This window comes from Pseudoflavitalea sp. G-6-1-2 (genome assembly GCF_012927185.1).
GTDB lineage: Bacteria > Bacteroidota > Bacteroidia > Chitinophagales > Chitinophagaceae > Pseudobacter.
Genome location: NZ_JABBGB010000001.1, coordinates 339,370 through 353,969, shown reverse-complemented (window position 1 = coordinate 353,969; position 14,600 = coordinate 339,370). Strand labels below are relative to the sequence as shown.

Annotated in this window: 11 protein-coding genes; 7 read left to right on the top strand and 4 right to left on the bottom strand. The window is 46.7% G+C overall.

Annotated features, from left to right (window positions below; genetic code table 11):
* Positions 1 to 4 precede the first annotated feature (4 nt).
* The 7 genes from HHL16_RS24905 to gldN all read left to right on the top strand — a co-directional run bounded on the left by HHL16_RS24905 (position 5) and on the right by gldN (position 9,172).
* The gene (locus tag HHL16_RS24905; RefSeq protein ID WP_169423348.1) at positions 5 to 1,117 is read left to right on the top strand and encodes a DUF4271 domain-containing protein; all 1,113 of its coding nucleotides are present in this window, start codon (positions 5 to 7) and stop codon (positions 1,115 to 1,117) included.
* A gap of 145 nt (positions 1,118 to 1,262) precedes the next feature.
* Positions 1,263 to 1,937 carry a uroporphyrinogen-III synthase gene (locus HHL16_RS01375; RefSeq protein ID WP_240965717.1) on the top strand — a complete coding sequence of 225 codons (675 nt, stop codon included), beginning with the start codon at positions 1,263 to 1,265 and terminating at the stop codon, positions 1,935 to 1,937.
* A gap of 94 nt (positions 1,938 to 2,031) precedes the next feature.
* Complete coding sequence (locus HHL16_RS01370) at positions 2,032 to 4,089, top strand: thioredoxin domain-containing protein (RefSeq protein WP_169423346.1); 2,058 nt, start codon at positions 2,032 to 2,034, stop codon at positions 4,087 to 4,089.
* Between the two features lie 152 nt (positions 4,090 to 4,241).
* A complete protein-coding gene (locus HHL16_RS01365) occupies positions 4,242 to 5,519 on the top strand; it encodes an SUMF1/EgtB/PvdO family nonheme iron enzyme (RefSeq protein ID WP_240965714.1) in 1,278 nt (425 codons plus the stop codon).
* A gap of 145 nt (positions 5,520 to 5,664) precedes the next feature.
* Complete coding sequence (gene gldL, locus HHL16_RS01360; RefSeq protein WP_169423344.1) at positions 5,665 to 6,432, top strand: gliding motility protein GldL; 768 nt, start codon at positions 5,665 to 5,667, stop codon at positions 6,430 to 6,432.
* A gap of 86 nt (positions 6,433 to 6,518) precedes the next feature.
* Positions 6,519 to 8,102, top strand: a complete 1,584-nt coding sequence (gldM, locus tag HHL16_RS01355) for a gliding motility protein GldM (RefSeq protein ID WP_169423343.1) — start codon at positions 6,519 to 6,521, stop codon at positions 8,100 to 8,102.
* 26 nt (positions 8,103 to 8,128) lie between these two features.
* Positions 8,129 to 9,172: a gliding motility protein GldN gene (gene gldN / locus HHL16_RS01350; protein WP_169423342.1), complete on the top strand. Its 1,044-nt coding sequence runs from the start codon at positions 8,129 to 8,131 to the stop codon at positions 9,170 to 9,172.
* 441 nt (positions 9,173 to 9,613) lie between these two features.
* Here the strand turns inward: gldN and uvrC are convergent, their stop codons facing one another.
* The 4 genes from uvrC to HHL16_RS01330 form a co-directional block, all read right to left on the bottom strand.
* Positions 9,614 to 11,464, bottom strand: a complete 1,851-nt coding sequence (uvrC, locus tag HHL16_RS01345; protein WP_169423341.1) for an excinuclease ABC subunit UvrC — start codon at positions 11,462 to 11,464, stop codon at positions 9,614 to 9,616.
* A gap of 35 nt (positions 11,465 to 11,499) precedes the next feature.
* Positions 11,500 to 12,117: a hypothetical protein gene (locus tag HHL16_RS01340; protein WP_169423340.1), complete on the bottom strand. Its 618-nt coding sequence runs from the start codon at positions 12,115 to 12,117 to the stop codon at positions 11,500 to 11,502.
* A 39-nt stretch (positions 12,118 to 12,156) separates the two neighbouring features.
* The gene (locus tag HHL16_RS01335; RefSeq protein ID WP_169423339.1) at positions 12,157 to 13,620 is read right to left on the bottom strand and encodes a hypothetical protein; all 1,464 of its coding nucleotides are present in this window, start codon (positions 13,618 to 13,620) and stop codon (positions 12,157 to 12,159) included.
* A 70-nt stretch (positions 13,621 to 13,690) separates the two neighbouring features.
* Positions 13,691 to 14,272 carry a sigma-70 family RNA polymerase sigma factor gene (locus HHL16_RS01330; protein WP_169423338.1) on the bottom strand — a complete coding sequence of 194 codons (582 nt, stop codon included), beginning with the start codon at positions 14,270 to 14,272 and terminating at the stop codon, positions 13,691 to 13,693.
* Positions 14,273 to 14,600: the final 328 nt, after the last annotated feature.

The window sequence follows — 14,600 nt, the reverse complement described above, 5'->3', positions numbered from 1 at the left end:
ATCAGTGAAAAAAAGTTTAGCACTTCTATCCGGAATTTTATTGATCGCCTTACTGAGCTTTGGCCAGTCCAAAGGCGATACGGTTATTCCTCCAAAAAAAGACACTGACGTAAATAAAACGGTGAAGCCGAAAGATTCGGCCAAACCCGCCGTGCAGGTAAAGCGGGTAAATGACTCTGCCATAAGAACCGTTGCCGAATCTGCAAAGAATGTAATTCCCAAACCAAAAGATACCACGCGAAGAGCGGTGCAGGCCGTTGCCGATTCGAGCAGGCCACGTATTGCGCGCGACACCAATCGAGCGGCTGCTGTGGTGCAGGATACCGTTCCAAAAGTGGTTGTAAAAGCCACACAGGCGCAGCTGGACCGCATCAGCCGTTTTATGGACGCACTGCGGGCGCATCCTTATTTCAATGTATTCGGTAAAGCGCTGGTATTGCCGGAGATCGAAAAGAAGGTAGACGACAGGGATGGGTTGTTCTATTTTGTTGCCGGTCTGCTGATGTTCTATGCGCTGGTGAAAGTGTTTTTCAGAAAGTATGTAGACAATATCATGACCCTCTTCTTCAGGGTAACCATGCGGCAGCAGCAGATGCGGGATCAGATGTTGCAGACGCCGTTTGCTTCACTTCTGCTGAACATACTCTACCTGTTGAGCGGAGGCATGTACCTGATGTTCGTTGCCCGGTATTACGGGGTGAAGATAACAGACAATAACTGGATTCTGATGGGGTACGGATCGGCCTTGTTGCTGACCGTCTACCTCGGAAAATTCATACTGCTGAAACTGGCAGGATGGATCTTCAATATCTCCGCAGCCACCGATACTTACATATTTATCGTGTTTCTTGTAAATAAAATCATCGGTATTTTATTGTTACCGGTACTGGTGATGATGGCGTTTCCTTATCCTGGTTTGTTTGCTGTTGTATTGACACTCAGCTACATAATGCTCGCCTTGTTCTTCGGATACCGCTTTATCATCTCCTACAAGCCAATACGGAATGAAATTAAAGTAACGCGTTTCCATTTTTTCCTTTACCTTTGCGCCTTCGAAATAGCACCCCTTTTGCTGATTTACAAGGTGTTATTGGTACTAGTGGAAAGAAGTTATTAATTTTGCAAATCCATACGTAACACATATGGTAAAGAACGGGGCGAAAAACGTTGGAGACAACACGATTAGAAAGATACTAATCACACAACCCAGACCTGAAACCGATAAATCACCGTATTTCGAATTAGCTCGGAAATACAGTGTTTTGTTGGACTTTCATCCTTTTATCAGGCTGGAAGGTATACCTGCAAAAGAATTCCGCAAGCAGAAAATTGAGATATCCAATTTCACTGCTGTGATTTTCACCAGCCGGAATGCGATCGATCACTTTTTCCGCATCTGCGAAGAAATGAAAGTGGCAGTTTCGCAGGATACCAAATACTTCTGTATCACCGAAGCGGTGGCACTCTACCTCCAGAAATTTATCCTTTACAGAAAACGTAAAGTGTTTTATGGTGCAGATGGCACTAATAAAACCATGTTCGATGTGGTTAACAAGCACAAGGAAAATGAGAAGTTTCTCTATCCCTGCTCGGAGAATCAACAGGACAATGAGATAGTGAACTGGATGAAGAACAATCGCTGCGAGTATGCTACTCCTTTCATGTACCGTACCATCAGCAATGATGTGAAGGAGTTGTTCAGCAAAAACAATTACGATATCATCTGTTTCTTCACACCAAGCGGTGTAAAGAGCCTGTTTGATAACTTCCCTAAATTTGAACAGAACGGTACACGTATCGGCGCATTCGGAAGCAATACTTCCCGTGCTGCTGAAGATGCCGGACTGGGCGTTGAGATCAAAGCTCCGCAACCGCAGACACCTTCGATGGTAGCAGCACTGGAAGCTTATCTGAGCGTTACCCTGAAGAAAAAATAGATCCGTTTACTGGCAACAATATTGCATGAGCATTGCGCATTCCTCCGAATGTCCAATGCTCATTTTTTTGTAGCTTTAAATCAATCAGCTTACAATGGCCAAATACACTAACCGCCTGGCGAATGAAACCAGTCCTTACCTGTTGCAGCATGCGCATAATCCTGTAGACTGGTATCCATGGGGGCCCGAAGCATTGGAGAAAGCGAAAGCTGAAAACAAGCCCATACTGGTGAGTATCGGTTATGCGGCCTGCCACTGGTGCCATGTGATGGAGCACGAAAGTTTTGAAGATGAAGCTACGGCAGCGATCATGAATGAGCACTTCGTGAATATCAAGATCGATCGCGAGGAGCGCCCCGATCTCGATCATATTTACATGGATGCCGTACAGGCGATGACCGGCAGCGGCGGCTGGCCGTTGAATGTTTTTCTCACTCCAGATACCAAACCGTTTTACGGCGGTACGTATTATCCTCCCAAACCCGTGCACAACCGGCCTTCCTGGCACGATGTATTGCATGGAGTAGCCAATGCCTTTGTGAACAAGCGGGCAGATATCGAAGCGCAGGCAGAACAGCTCACTACGCACCTCATTTCTTCCAATGGTTTCGGATTAACGAAGCCGGCCGTGGGTATCATTTCCGAATCGCTCTTCACAAAAGAGAAGTCCGATGAGATGTTTGCGAACATCATGAAACAGGCAGACATGGAAGAGGGTGGATTTGGTCAGGCTCCGAAATTTCCGCAGACCTTCACCATCCGGTTTCTGTTGCAGTATCACAAACATACCGGCAATGAAGCAGCGCTGAAACAGGCCTGCCTCAGTCTCGATAAAATGATCTACGGAGGCATCTACGACCAGATAGGAGGGGGCTTCGCACGTTATTCAACCGACGCAGAATGGCTGGCCCCCCACTTCGAAAAGATGCTGTACGATAACGCCCTGCTGGTTATTGCACTCTGCGATGCCTGGCAACTCACGGGCAATCTGCTCTACAAACGCACCATCGAACAAACACTTGCCTTTGTTGAACGCGAGCTCACAGCACCACAGGAAGGATTCTACGCCGCCCTGGATGCCGACAGCGAAGGAGTGGAAGGAAAGTATTATGTATGGAGTAAGGAAGAAATAAAAGCGTTGCTCGGAGCCGATGCGGAAATCTACTGCGAGTTCTACGACGTAACTGAAGAGGGCAATTGGGAGCACACCAATATTCTGAGAGTGATTCAGCATCCCGCAGACTTTGCAGCATCGAAAGGGATTTCCACCGAAGCATTGTGGGCGAAGCTGGATGCCTGTTCGCAAACCTTACTCCAGCATCGTGAAACCCGCATAAGACCTGCGTTGGACGATAAGCAGCTGCTGGGCTGGAATGCGCTCATGAACACGGCTTACAGCAAAGCCTATGCCGCACTGGGAATGGAGCATTACCGCCAGGTGGCCGTTAAGAATATGGAGTTTCTGTTGCAATCGTTCAGGGCGGAAAACGACAATCTGCATCATACCTATAAAGCAGGGGTTGCCCGTTATCCGGCCTTTCTCGACGACTATGCCTGCCTCATCGAAGCCTTGATCCAATTGCAGGAGATAACAGGGGAGAAGCGCTGGCTTACGGAGGCAAAACAACTGACGCAAACCGTTCTGGACAAGTTCAGCGAAGATGAAACAGGATTTTTCTTCTATACACCCAGCGGTCAGGCCGATATTATCGTAAGGAAGAAGGAGGTGTACGATGGAGCGGTGCCTTCGGGCAATGCCGTGATGGCCATCAACCTCTATTATCTGGGGATGATATTCGATGAGGGAGCGTGGAAAGAGCGGGCTGCCACCATGTGTGCAGCATTGATGCAGGCAGTGGTACGGTACCCAACATCATTCGGTGTTTGGGCAACGATGATCCAGGCTTTATCGTATGGTATTCCTGAAATAGCTATTGTTGGCGGGGAATTTGCTACCGTTCGAGAGGATTTTTTGAAAACCTACCTGCCCTTCCGTATCTTTCAGTCCTCACCCAAGGCCGATGAACAATTCCCCCTGTTGTCCGGAAAGTCCGGGTACCCAGAAACCATGATATTCCTATGTAAAGATTATACCTGCAGAACGCCTGTAACACAGGTGGATGCATTGTTGCAACAGCTTCAATCTGTGTAAAACTTAAATCTGCTGTTGATACAATAATATCTTGTCCAGAGCCGTTTAAACCTAAGCTCTGATGGTGTTTGCAGTTTTAAAAAATAAATTCTAAACTTGCGATGAAGTCGGTAAAACATTATTTTTGCCCAATACCCTTTAATATGATGAAAATGAAAAACCTATCCGTTCTGACTGCTCTTGGAATGGTGGTGTTTGCCACCGGTTGCGGCAAGCTCGGAGGAAAGTCAAAAGGCCTTCCAAATGATGGCCAGCTCCATGGCGTAGCACCGGCTTCCGGATACAATCTGACCAAGCCTACGGGTATGGTTTATATCCCACCTGGCACCTTCCATATGGGGCCTTCGGATGAGGACATCAATTACAACTACACATCAAGGAATAAGCAGATCTCCATCAGCGGATTCTGGATGGATGCAACAGAGATCACCAACAATGAATACCGTCAGTTCGTAAACTGGGTTCGTGATTCCACGGCTGCAGTAAGACTTCAGTACGGAAAGGAGGTCGATGGCGTATTTGTAATCGACTGGAAAAAAGCTTCTACCATCAAGTATAACGATAAGGCTACAATCGAGAAGATCGACCAGATGATCCTTTCTCCCGAGAACAGGGTGTTTGGTAAAAAAGACCTCGATCCTACCAAGATCATATACCATTCAGAGACTTTCGATCTGAAAGAGGCGGCTAAACGCGAGAACAAAGATGTTCCCCGTAAGAATTTCATCCGCAAAGTAGATGTTCCTGTTTATCCCGATACATTGATCTGGATCCGTGATTTCAGCTACTCCTACAATGAGCCGATGACCAAACGTTACTTTTCACATCCTGCCTTTGGCAACTACCCTGTAGTTGGTGTGAACTGGAAACAGGCCACAGCATTCTGCGAATGGAGAACGCATTATCTGAACTCCTATCTGGAGTCTAAGAAAAAGGCAACCGAGTCTGATTTCCGTCTGCCAACAGAAGCAGAGTGGGAATACGCAGCACGTGGCGGCCGTTCACAATCCATGTTCCCATGGGGTAACTACTATCTCCGTAACAAACAGGGTTGCCTGCTTGCCAACTTCAAACCTGGCCGCGGTAACTATCCTGAAGATGGAGCTTTCTACACTGCACGCGCAGATGCTTACTGGCCAAACGATTTCGGTCTGTATTGCATGGCGGGTAACGTTAGTGAGTGGACTTCATCACTGTACTACGAGGGTGCTTATAACTTCCAACATGATATGAATCCTGATATCCGTTTCAATGCACAGGATTCTGATCCTCCAAGAATGAAGCGTAAGGTGATCCGTGGCGGTAGCTGGAAAGACGTAGGTTATTATCTGCAGACCAGCACGCGGAGCTATGAGTATATGGATACTGCAAAGGCTTACATAGGATTCCGTTGCGTAATTGATTTGCCGGCTAATATGAAGAAGAAATAATTAGCAAAGAGGAGAAAATGAAACACCGCGCAAATTCGTTGATTGCTTGATAATGAGGAGCAAGCCGGTATCTTATTGTAACTACATTAAAATCTGATTTTCCAAACCCTGAAAACCCGTTTTCTAACCATTTAAAAATTAATCTATGGCTGGAGTTTCTAAATCAACAGAAAGAATTGTAAACATAATCGTATGTATGGGCGCCGCGATCGTAATCTTTGGTGCCTGGCAGAAGATCACTCACCAGGCTTTGGCCGACTTCTTCCTTACAGCCGGTTTGATCACTGAAGCAATCATTTTTGTTGTATACGCCTTCTTGCCCCCTCCGGGATCTGAGATGCACGCTATTGCTGAAGCATTACCTAAACTGGCCGGCGGTGCACCTTCCGGTAACCCTGCACTCGACAACATGAACAAAATGATGCAGGATGCAGACATCACACCAGCCAGCCTGAAATCGCTCAGCGATGGATTCAAAAAACTGGGCACATCAGTAAGCAATATTGCTGAAGTATCTGATGTAGTAAAATCTACCAATGACTACTCTGCTAAGACCAAAGAAGCAACAGCAGCATTAGGTCAGATGACATCCGCTTATCAGGGTGCTACTGCTACCATCACTACTTTCAACTCTGCTGCTGACAGTACTAAACAATTCCACGAGCAGGTTGGTGTACTCACCAAAAACCTCGGTTCACTGAATGCGATCTATGAACTGGAATTGCAGGATACGAACAATCACCTGAAAGCCATGAAGAATTTCTATGGCAACCTCGCCAACGCTTCTCAAACTATGCAGAACAGCGTTGATGATGCCAAGAAAGCTCATGAGCAAATCGCGAAACTGGCTTCTAACCTGAGCAACCTGAATACCGTTTACGGTAACATGCTCAGCGCAATGCAGGGCCGCTAAGGAAAACGGGTAATCCAATAATCCGATACCCAATCCGTTCGCGCATTAGTCAATGAATTGTTTACTAAACTGAAAAACCCAGATCCATGGCTTTACCTAAAGAGCCCCGGCAAAAGATGATCAACATGATGTATCTCGTTCTGACAGCCCTGCTGGCACTGAACGTATCATCGGAGATCATCAACGCCTTCGAAACCGTAAATAACAGCATCACTACTTCTAATAAAAGCATTGCTGAAAAGAATGATCTTACGTATCAGTCTTTTCAGGATAAGCTGAAAGATCAGCAAACTGCTGCACAGGCTGCCGTTTGGGCGCCACGTGCAACTGCTGCTCAGAAGTTGTCTGCTGATATGTATAATGAAATTGAGAAACTGAAAGCCCAGCTTTCTGAATATGCAGGCAGCCATGATGAACATGGTGAAAAGAAGATGAACGCCGATAAACTCGACGCATCTACCCGCCTCATGGAAAAAGAAGGCAAAGGCGCAGAACTCTACAACAAACTGATCGAATACAGAAAGAATCTGATCGGTGTTCTGAACTCTCAGGAGTTCGCTGCAACACAACCTAAAACAGCTGAAGCTGTGAAGGCGAAAGAAGTAGAATTTCAGAAGAATCTTCCTGTAAATCTTACCGTTCCTGATTCAAAGAGTGGAAACAAATATGGCAATGATAAAGATGGTTGGGCACTCAGCAACTTCCATATGACTCCTGCCATTGCTGCAATGACCATTCTGAACAAACTTCAGAACGACGTAAAGAACTCTGAAGCGCAGGTAGTAGATTACCTGCATCAGCAGATCGGTTCTGTAAAAGTTGTATACGACAAATTCCAGGCGATCACTCAGGCCAGCAGAACTTATGCAATGCCTGGTGAGCCTATCGAAATCAAAGCAGGTATCGGTGCATTCAGCGAAGCTGCTGCTCCAGAAATCTATATTGATGGACAAAAGCAGTCACTCACTAACGGTATGGCGCTGTACAAAACTACAGCAAGTGGTACCGGTACCAAAAAAGTGATGGTAAAAATAATCTACACTACTCCTTCAGGAGAGAAACTGGAAAAGAATGAACCTGTTGAATATACCGTAGGTACTCCTTCAGGAGCCTCTGTATTCCTTCAGAAAATGAACGTTCTCTACATCGGTGTAGACAACCCGATGACCATCTCTGGTGGTAGCGTAGGAGCTGAAAAAGTAAGAGTAAGCTTCAGCAATGGTGAGATCAGCAAAACCGGTGGCGACAACTACGTTGCTCGTCCTAAAACTCCGGGTAATGCCAACATCACTGTAAATGCTGACGGTAAAGCTTACAATTTCGCTATGCGTGTGAAATACCTGCCGAATCCTGCAGCCTTCCTCGGAAGCAAGAAAACAGGATCTATCAGTGCAGCAGAGTTCAAGGCAATCGGTGGTATCATCGCTAAACTTGAAGACTCTGATTTTGAAGCAGCTTATAAAGTTGTCAGCTATAAACTCGGCGCTCAGGGTGGACCATTCCAGGTGTACGCTGAAGCCGTAAACAGCGGAAACCGCTGGAACGGACAGGCAGCCGCAATCGTTAGCCGCGCAGCTCCCGGTGCAGTTATCTTCTTCGATAACATCCAGGTAGTTGGCCCTGATGGCAAACAACGCGATATCGGCTCAATGACCTTTAAGCTGAAATAACACAAATTCTTTTAAACAAGGGAACAATGAGAAACCGTCTTATCAAACTCGGAATGCTGGTAGCACTGGTTGCGTTTGTTAGCACCGCAGTAGACGCACAGACGAAGCCTAACCGCAAGAAAGCAGTGCGTAAAACAACTGCGAAAAAAACAAACAGCAACAGAACTAACAATTCAGCTAACAATGCAGCCATCACTCCGGTAGTGGATACTGTACCCAAAGCTGTGGCAAAGGTTGAAGCCGATCTGAAGATCGAACCACCTAAAAAGTCGCTGCGTAACGATAACGCCATCGAGCGTAACCTCGTAAAAGAGCGTCTGCCACTGGCGTATGAACATATCCGTGAAGATGATGCGGTATACGTTCAGCGTGTATGGAGAGAACTCGATGTACACGAGAAAATGAACCTTCCCTTCGTTTACAAAGCTGATGGTGATCTGGGTAACCAGCGCTTCATCATGATTCTGCTCAACGCAATCAAGAACGACAGCATCACTGCTTTCTCTCCGATCGACGACAGATTCACCACACCAATGTCTTTCAAAGAGATCTCCGAAAAATTTGTAGGTACACCTAAAGTAATTCAGGTGCCAGACCTCGCAAGTGATCCGGATGGTTCCAAAGGACTGATGCGTGATACTACCATCGTTGAAGAGTTCGATGCTGATAAATCTGTAGAACGTTACTGGATCAAAGAAGACGTGATCTTCGATAAAGAATCTTCCCGTCTGTTCACCCGCATCCTCGGTATCGCTCCGCTGAAAACCATCTACAACGATGATGGCTCTTTCCGCGACGTTACTCCGGTATTCTGGGTGTACTATCCAGACCTTCGCCCAACTTTCGCCAAGTACGAAGTTTACAACGGACGCAACTTCGGTGGAAAGGTAAGCTGGGAAGAACTGTTCGAGAGCCGCATGTTCTCCAGCAGAATTATCAAGAGCACCATCAACAACCCCAACGACCTGTTCATTAAATCATTCGTGAAAGATCCGATCCTCGCCCTCCTCGAAGGTGAGAACGTAAAAGAAAAGATCTTCAACTACGAACAGGATCTCTGGAGTTACTAAACAGCTTAATAATTTTACTGATAGACGGCATCGTATTTTTACGATGCCGTTTTTTATGTACAAAACTTTATAAATGATTCAGACTGAGGGCATATTTGGTAAAGCCTGTATTAAGTTTTTTCGAAAATACCCATATACCGTTATTGTTTTGTGATGCCTATTCATTATTTTTACACTGGTTTTTCATAGGATATTGGATTTTAAAAACGGGGCTGGATGTCTATCCGGGCCCCTTTTTATTTTATACCACCTGTATCTCTCCTACAGTATTTTTACCATAGCCGCCTACCGGCTTACCGGTATCACCCAAAATCAAGTTTGCAAGTTCACCCTTTGATGTACTGCCAGGTTTATCATCCACATTACAGAAGAATGCAATAGTTATTCAGGGAGCATCATCATGTGCCTGCTCCGATTGAGAGAAGATGTTATGGGATTTGATCAGGAAGCTGAATTGTCACCTTCGGCAGCAGTAGGCTCTGTAGTCTCCGGTGATTTGAAATGCGCAGTAATGAGCTTTGCTTTTGCTGCTCCGATCAGTTTGGCCACTTCGGTTTCAGGCGCTTCTTTCACACGCTTAACGCTTCTGAATTCTTTCAGCAGCTGATCAGCTGTATTCTTGCCGATTCCTTTGATCTGCTCCAGCTCATTTTTGAATGTACCCTGGCTGCGTTTATTGCGGTGGAAAGTGATACCGAAACGATGCACTTCGTCTCGGATTCTTCTGATCAGTTTGAGGCTCTCACTGTTGTATGGAAGTTTGAGACTTTGCTGGTCGCCGGCAAAGAAAAGTTCCTCTTCGTTTTTGGCCAGTCCTACTAAAGTCATGCGGCCCTGCAATCCCAGTTCTTCGATGGCATCCAGCGCGGCGCCAAGCTGCCCTTTTCCACCGTCGATAATAACCAGCTGAGGAAAAGATGCTTTTTCTTCGAACAGGCGTTTATAACGTCTGTAAACGGCTTCTTTCATGGTGGCGAAATCGTTGATGCCCTGCACCGTTTTCACATTGAAGTGTCGGTAATCTTTTTTGCTGGGCACGCCATCTTTGAAACAGACCATCGCCGATACAGGATAGCTTCCGTGAAAGTTGGAGTTATCGAAACATTCGATATGTACGGGCACTTCGGGCAATTGCAGATCATCCTGCAACTGATACAGTACTTTCTTCCGCTCCATATCGTCTTTGCCTTCGAGTTGCAGTATCTTTTTCTTGAATAGCTCTTCTTTGAAGTAGTTCACGTTCTTTTCGGAGAGCTCCAGCAGTTTCTTTTTGTCGCCTCCTTTGGGGATGGTGATCACTACGCCTGCTTCATCGTAATTGATGGGGAAGGGCACGATGATCTCTGCAGCAAGACTGTTGAACGTAGTACGCAGCTGCGCTATCGCAAATGCAAGTATCTCTTCGTCCTGCTCATCGAGATGAGGTTCGAGCTGCACCGTATGCGTTTGCACGATACTGCCGTTTTCCATCATCAGATAGTTCACATAGGCGAGATCGTTATCGCGGAGAATGGAGAAGATATCGGCCGTCATCATTCTGTTGGAAACCACGATGCTCTTCGCCTGATAGTTTTCGAGGTGTTCGATCTTTTTATGGATCACTGCGGCCTTCTCAAACTGCATCTGTTCCGCTGCGGCACGCATCTCCTGTCTGAAATGCTGTATCACCGGATTCAGATTGCCTTTCAGCACGTTCTTGATCTGGTTCAGAGAATCCTGATAGTCCTCCGCTGTCTGAAATCCTTCACAGGGCCCTTTGCAGTTGCCCAGATGATACTCCAGGCAAACTTTGAACTTCCCTTTCTGAATATTGCTGTCGGTGAGATTGAGTTTGCAGGTGCGAAGCGGTATATTCGATCTGATGAAATCGAGTAACTCACGTACACGGGCAACCGAAGTAAACGGACCGAGATACTCAGATCCGTCGTTGATCTTCCGGCGCGTGAGAAATACGCGGGGGAACGGCTCTTTCTTCAGAACGATATACGGATAGGTCTTATCATCCTTCAGATTGATATTGTACTTGGGCTGGAACTGCTTGATGAGTGAATTCTCCAGCAAAAAAGCATCCTGCTCCGAATCCACGATGGTGAATTCGATGCGATGGATCCGCTGAACAAGCTCATGTGTTTTGTAAGAAGTAAAGGTTTTGCTGAAGTAAGAGCTCACGCGTTTGCGGAGGCTCTTGGCCTTTCCTACATACAGGAGTGTATCCTGCTTGTCATAATACTTGTAAATGCCCGGATCGACGGGGATCTTATGGCTTTGCTGCTGAAATTCCTGTGCTGTCATGTTTGCTGCACAAAATTACGGAATGCGGCTGATTCTCAGTCGGCGTAGGATTGAGCATCCCAGATCACTTTTTCTATGCTGCTAACCGCTTCACCCTTAGGAGGATGTTTGATGGTGAGGATGATAAAATAATGCTCCATCACCCAGGTGAGCTTTTGTTGTACCAGTGTATCGCCCTCCATGGATTCGGTTTCGAGATATACCCGGTTTACCTTGTCTACATTGAGTGATGGCTTGATGTACACCACCGCTTTGCGAAGCGTGGTCTCTGCATTTTTCGGTTCGTAAATGAAATTGAGCAGTTCGGTTGTCTCATCCATCAGGGAAGTCTGACGGAAATTCTGTTGAAATTTTGCAGTATCGGAAAGGTCGGCCACCAGAAAATATTTCGCAGCCAGCTGATTGAATTTAGCAGTATCGATATAGGCTGAATCTTTCCTGCCACCCTCTTTTTTGTACAGGATGCCTGCGGAGAAGGAGTCCACTCTTCTGATATCTTCTCTGATCAGGTCTCCGATGGGGAGATAAGAAATCACCTGATCGGGTACCGGGAAGGATGGTTGTTCAGGAGCAGTTGTTTTAGCTGGTTTTTCTTTGCAGGAAAAAATGGCCATGCAGCATGCAGCCATCAGGATCATCAGAGTGTTTTTCATCCCGTAAAAATAAGGTATTGACTTTGGTGAAGCAAGCGCTTAGCGAAGGGTTTTGGTAACCCCGATCTTAACACCGTATTCCATCAGGTATTCGCGGATGGGATATTCTTTTACGTAGCTGCTGAGCAGCTGGTAACGGAACTGCGGTCCCACCTGCCATTTGAGGCTTCCGGTTTTGTAAGCCACAAAAATCTCGGCGCCTGCATTGATGTTCCAGCGGCGAACGAGGCTTGGTGCGCGCATATAATTTTTGAAGTCGGTAGTTATGAGGTACGAGTTTCTGTTGAGCAGGTAAGTGGGTTGCAGGCTTCCGGCTACATTCAGTTGCAGCTTTTCGTTACCCAGCACATTCACTTCGATACCGATAGGTGCAGAGAGCTGGAAGTACTGATTCTGCAGGGCTTCAGCTTTCTCGCCACTGAAATTGCGGATGCGTGTATAACTCACGAGCGAATCTCTGGGGCCCGATGATGCATCCAGCTGGATTTTTCCTTTCTCAGGTACCGGCGATGCATATGCCTGAATATCGTAACGTGAGTAATTGAATTGAAGACCGAACCTGAGTTTGATATTCCGGTTCACGGCATATACCAGATGTGAGCCTATTTCGAAGCCCAGTGCCGGGCGGTGATTCACCAGGGTTTCTGGCTTGCCTTCGATAGCGCCTGCCGGCAATCCTTTTATGTTCAACTGATCATACACGCTGTTGCTGCTGCTCAGTTTTCTGTAATTCATAGTGGGAGAGATACTCAGCTGCCAGCCAAGTCTGCGCATGCGCGGAGGCGTTAGTTCGTACACTGCGTACTCCTGCAGCCAGTTCACTTTCTTTTCGTCGTCTGCCTGTGCTGTCCGGTTATTGCCTGGAGCAGCAGCATCGGGCAGTTTCAGCTCATGTGCACCTGCTTCGGTAGCCAGTTCTTCGGACAATGCATCGATCGGTGGTTGTACAGGCTGGCCTGGGAATACTGGGAATGCTGTTTCGGAGATCTTTCCCGAACGGATCGGTTTTTTCGGCGCATCGAGATAGAGCTCGTCTACAATGGTTTCGTTCGGAAGCCTTGTAATTACGATCGCATGCGGAAGATCGGTTTCTGCAAATGCCAGCAGCTCATCCTGCCCGATAGGCGGAGTAGCCATCTGTCTGGGCGAGAATGCCGAGAACGCTGTATTGCCTGCTGCGCCTGCATGATGGCCTGCTACTGCAACCGGACCAGAAACAGCGTTGTTGATGGAAGAAGTATTATTCGACAAGCTACCGGATTTGGAAGCCGGAGCATGATTGTTGATTTTTTTAGCGGGAGTTGCGGGAGCGATCAACTGAAGAGAAGCGAGATAACTGATGCCTGCAAGAAAGAGCAGCAAACCTAAACCGTACCATTTTCTGCGCGTATGCAATGAGCGGTAAATTCCTTTCCACACGTTCTCGGAAGGAAACATTTTGTATTGATCAGCCTTCTGCCTGATCAACTGCTCAATGTCATCATTATAAAAACCGCGCTCCATAATGCTTTTTGTGTTTGTACGGGTTCTGAATTTTTCAAAGGTCTGGATGAAGCATTTATTGGTGATTCAATTATTGACCGCTGGCGATCCCCAGCCAGGGACTCTTTTCTTTTGGCTTTTGGATGATCTTTTTCCTGACAAGAATGTCCTCCAGCATTTGTTTAGCGCGCGTGTATTGAGACCGGCTGGTGCTTTCTTCAATGTCTAACATTTCTGCAATCTCTTTATGCGAGTATCCTTCAATGGCATAAAGGTTCAGCACAGTTCTGTATCCAATCGGTAAAAGTCTGATACATTCTACCACCTGCTTTGCCTGCACAATGGAAGGAACCGATTCTTCCCTTACCTGCACACTGGTGGCGTGAATGATATCTACGCTTTCGTTGAACTTCTTATTTTTCTTAAGATGGTTGATGCAGGTATGAACCATGATCCTTCGGATCCATCCCTCAAACGCTCCTTTGTTCTGGAAGGTGTGTATCTGGGAGAACACTTTAATGAAACCTTCCTGCAACATATCTTCTGCATCTTCCCTGTTGTGGGCAAACCTGTAACACACCGACAGCATGCGGGCGCTGAATCTTTGGTAGAGTTCCCGCTGGGCAGTCGTGTTATTACGTAAACAGCCTTGAATTATGGCGTCTTCGGTCATATGAGCCGTTTGGTTGCCCTCTAATTTAGACAATTTCCCGCAGTAATTGCTGCACTGCGGCTAAAAAAAGCCTGCAAAAATGCACTGAAGCATGAAGTTTGAACCCCGGAGCCCGCTTTTTGAAATTCCGGTCAGGAAGGGGGCTGGGTAATTGATTTAAATCAGAAGAATTGCCAGATGTCGGAGAGGCTATCTGTGTCGCGGGTGCCCAGGCGCTCGCGTCTCGCGAGTGACTTATATGTTGGTGGCCTCTGGCCACACGCAAAGTAGTAGCGTCATACCTGCGAAGGGAAGTCACAAAAAAAGCTGCTTCGCATGAAGCAGCTTA

Excerpts from the sequence above, each read along its gene's own strand:
- HHL16_RS01340 (WP_169423340.1), bottom strand. The coding sequence starts at position 12,117 with ATGAAAAACACTCTGATGATCCTGATGGCTGCATGCTGCATGGCCATT.
- gldL (WP_169423344.1), top strand. The coding sequence starts at position 5,665 with ATGGCTGGAGTTTCTAAATCAACAGAAAGAATTGTAAACATAATCGTA.
- gldN (WP_169423342.1), top strand. The coding sequence starts at position 8,129 with ATGAGAAACCGTCTTATCAAACTCGGAATGCTGGTAGCACTGGTTGCG.
- HHL16_RS01365 (WP_240965714.1), top strand. The coding sequence starts at position 4,242 with ATGAAAAACCTATCCGTTCTGACTGCTCTTGGAATGGTGGTGTTTGCC.
- HHL16_RS01335 (WP_169423339.1), bottom strand. The coding sequence starts at position 13,620 with ATGGAGCGCGGTTTTTATAATGATGACATTGAGCAGTTGATCAGGCAG.
- uvrC (WP_169423341.1), bottom strand. The coding sequence starts at position 11,464 with ATGACAGCACAGGAATTTCAGCAGCAAAGCCATAAGATCCCCGTCGAT.
- HHL16_RS01370 (WP_169423346.1), top strand. The coding sequence starts at position 2,032 with ATGGCCAAATACACTAACCGCCTGGCGAATGAAACCAGTCCTTACCTG.
- gldM (WP_169423343.1), top strand. The coding sequence starts at position 6,519 with ATGGCTTTACCTAAAGAGCCCCGGCAAAAGATGATCAACATGATGTAT.
- HHL16_RS01330 (WP_169423338.1), bottom strand. The coding sequence starts at position 14,272 with ATGACCGAAGACGCCATAATTCAAGGCTGTTTACGTAATAACACGACT.